This is a genomic window from Paraburkholderia ultramafica (genome assembly GCF_902859915.1).
In the GTDB taxonomy this organism is placed as follows: domain Bacteria; phylum Pseudomonadota; class Gammaproteobacteria; order Burkholderiales; family Burkholderiaceae; genus Paraburkholderia; species Paraburkholderia ultramafica.
The window spans coordinates 1-569 of the sequence record NZ_CADIKK010000166.1 but is presented as its reverse complement, the minus strand read 5'-3'; the positions used below and the strand labels follow the sequence as shown (position 1 = coordinate 569).

At 64.1% G+C, this 569-nt stretch carries 1 protein-coding gene; it reads left to right on the top strand.

Going from position 1 to position 569, the window contains the following annotated elements; translation table 11 throughout:
- A partial coding sequence (locus tag HV744_RS36700; protein ID WP_175154104.1) for a GAF domain-containing protein occupies positions 1-569 on the top strand: 569 nt, incomplete at both ends.

The window sequence follows — 569 nt, the reverse complement described above, 5'->3', positions numbered from 1 at the left end:
GTCGACCACCTCGACCTTGCGACCGTGACCAGGGTATCGCAGACGGTCTCGGGCGAAATCGTCCTGGAAAGGCTGATCCATACGCTCATGCGCACGGCGATTGAGCAGGCGGGCGCGGAACGGGGTCTGCTGATCCTTCCGGGCGGCAGCGAACAACGGATCGCTGCACAAGCGTCGACCGGCGGTGAGACTGTTGTCGTGCAGCTGCGTGACGAACCCGTGACTGCGGCGGTGCTGCCGGAGTCGGTCCTCTACCAGGTCCTGCGCACCCGGGAAAGCGTGATTCTCGACGATGCCGCGGCTCATCCCACGTTTGCTGTGGATAGTTACATCCGTCAGCATCGTGTCCGTTCAGTTCTCTGCCTGCCTCTGATGAATCAGGCGAGGCTCACCGGCGCGCTCTACCTCGAAAACAATCTGACGCCCCGCGTGTTCACGCCCACCCGGATCGCCGTGCTGAGGCTGGTGGCCTCGCAGGCCGCGATCGCGCTGGAGAATGCCCATCTGTACCGCGGCCTCGCCGAACGCGAAGCGAAGATCCGGCGCCTCGTCGACTCCAACATCATCGG